The organism is Moorena sp. SIO4E2, from assembly GCF_010671945.1.
Taxonomy (GTDB): Bacteria; Cyanobacteriota; Cyanobacteriia; order Cyanobacteriales; family Coleofasciculaceae; genus Moorena; species Moorena producens.
In genome coordinates this window covers 1-2,237 of the sequence record NZ_JAAHIE010000919.1, presented here as the reverse complement: position 1 = coordinate 2,237, position 2,237 = coordinate 1, and the positions used below count along the sequence as shown (strand labels likewise).

At 37.8% G+C, this 2,237-nt stretch carries 2 protein-coding genes; both read left to right on the top strand.

Features of this window, described 5'->3' with window-relative positions; translation table 11 throughout:
• The first annotated feature begins 239 nt into the window (after nt 1–239).
• A complete protein-coding gene (locus F6K37_RS38970) occupies nt 240–824 on the top strand; it encodes a head GIN domain-containing protein (RefSeq protein ID WP_287256587.1) in 585 nt (194 codons plus the stop codon).
• Between the two features lie 241 nt (nt 825–1,065).
• Nucleotides 1,066–1,794 (top strand): calcium-binding protein, encoded by a 729-nt coding sequence (locus tag F6K37_RS38965; protein ID WP_287256585.1) that lies wholly within the window; start codon nt 1,066–1,068, stop codon nt 1,792–1,794.
• Nucleotides 1,795–2,237 lie beyond the last annotated feature (443 nt).

Here is a 2,237-nt window from a genome sequence, read left to right as displayed (position 1 = left end):
TATTTGTAAGTAATCAGGTATCAGCTGACTACTTACAAATAAAGCACATGAATCCTGGCAATTAAGGAGTAGCTAAGGAGTAGCTGAAGTTAAGCAAAAGGGGGTTAGTAAAAAAAACAATGTTCTCTAAGATACCTGTTTTCCTAGCATTAGCTGTTAGTGGGTTTAACTTAGTTAGTGGGTTAGATACTATTTGGCTTGAGCCAGTTAAAGCACCAGTTGTTAGTCAGCTTAATACCATGAGTGTTCAAGGTAGTAGTGTTTTGAAAACGGAAAGCAGAAAACTTAGCCCCTTTACTGGGATTGACGTTAGTGGTAGTTATGACATTGAAATTGTTATTCAGCCAACTACCAATCTTGAAATTAGCGGTGATGATAATATTTTGCCCCTAATTATTACAGAAGTCAGGGATAATACCCTATTCATTTATCCTGAAAAAAGTATTTCTCCTAAAACCCTCTTAACAATTAAAGCATCTAGCCAAAATATCGAGCAACTATCTAGCCATGGCGCTAATTATGTGAAAATTTACAATGTCAATAATCAGCGGTTAGAGATTGAGAAAAATGGTAGCGGCAAGACTGAACTATATGGCAATACGAAAGAGCTATATCTAAAGGTATATGGAGCCGTTGATGTCAATGGTAAAAATCTTTCCTCTACAAAAGCTAAGGTTGACCTATTTGGTGCTTCCCAAGTAGATGTTTATGCAACTGAAAAGCTTACTGCTAATGTATTTGGGTTAGGAAATATCAATTATTACGGCAATCCTAAAAACGTCATTAGAAACATATTAGGATTAGGTTCGATTACTAAAAAATAAGTACGTAAGCATTCAGCCGTCAGTGGTCAGCCGTGAACTAAAAGCTCACGCTACGCGAACAGCTTAAAATAAACCTCCTTCGTGGCACAGGCTTCGACGCTGGGACTTAACTCAGATTAAACGAATGCTTACCTCTTTTATTCCATAGCTGATACGCGACACGCTAATAGCTAATAGCTAATAGCTGATACGCGACACGCTGATAGCTGATAGCTTACATAAGTACTAAGGAGTAAAAACGATGATTTTATCTAGAATTAGTTTCTTTGATGGCAGTGACGATAGCTTTTTTTCTGGATCTGAGTCTGGCATCAAGCTAGAGGAATTTAATCCTCTTTCCTTTTTGGAACCTAGAGTCGGCATTTCTTCGTTGAATAGGAGCTTTAATCGAAATCAGATTTCTGAAGAGAGAAGCAATGACATTCTGACTAGCACGAGTGGTAATAATTCCTTTTCTGGAGGAGAAGGTGATGACATTCTTGTAGGTGGAACAGGAAATGATACTCTTGATGGTGGAGAAGGTAACGACATTATCGCTGGCCTGAGTGGAGATGACTCGATTTCTGGCGGGTTAGGGGATGACACTCTCACAGGTGGAGGTATTTCCTTGTCTCAAGACGGTAACTCTACTACTATCAAGGTCATTGATACCAGTGGTATTGATACTCTTAGTGGTGGGGAGGGAGCCGATAGATTAGTGCTAGGGGGAAAGTCTCAATTTTTCCCTGAAAGTACTGTGATTCAGTATGATGAAGCAGGGAATGATGACTATGCTCTGATTACGGATTTTGATACTGGCGAGGATGTTATTCAACTTGGTGGTTCTAAAAGTGATTATCGCTTGGATTCATCGCCGATTGGTTTACCGTCAGGTACAGGGATATTCCTAGGAAATGAGCTGATTGCTATTGTCCAAGGGAGTTTAGAGCTGGATCTTAGTGCTAGCTATTTTGAAGGTTCGGAAGTTTAGGTAGAATTAAGAATTAAGAATGTAGAATTTAGAAGGCAGAAGCCAGAAGCCAGAATGTAGAATGTAGAATTTAGAAGGCAGAATTTAGAAGGCAGAAGCCAGAAGCCAGAAGCCAGAATGTAGAATTTAGAAGGCAGAAGGCCGAATGTATAATTATTAATTCTCAATTCTCAATTCTTAATTCTCAATTCTTAATTCTTAATTCTTAATTCTTAATTCTTAATTCTACATTCTTAATTCTACATTCTTAATTTTTTTTCAAAACCCTTGACAATCATTTTTATAATCATTACAATAATCATTGTAAACGTAATTAAGTTTTTTAGCCATGTCTACAGAATTTATTCCGAATCACAACAATAATCCCAAGAAACAACGTATTAAGTACATTAAGGGCTCTCCTGAAGCAGTAACCAAAACTATTTACGGCCTTTGCGCACTCG

Excerpts from the sequence above, each read along its gene's own strand:
- F6K37_RS38965 (WP_287256585.1), top strand. The coding sequence starts at position 1,066 with ATGATTTTATCTAGAATTAGTTTCTTTGATGGCAGTGACGATAGCTTT.
- F6K37_RS38970 (WP_287256587.1), top strand. The coding sequence starts at position 240 with ATGAGTGTTCAAGGTAGTAGTGTTTTGAAAACGGAAAGCAGAAAACTT.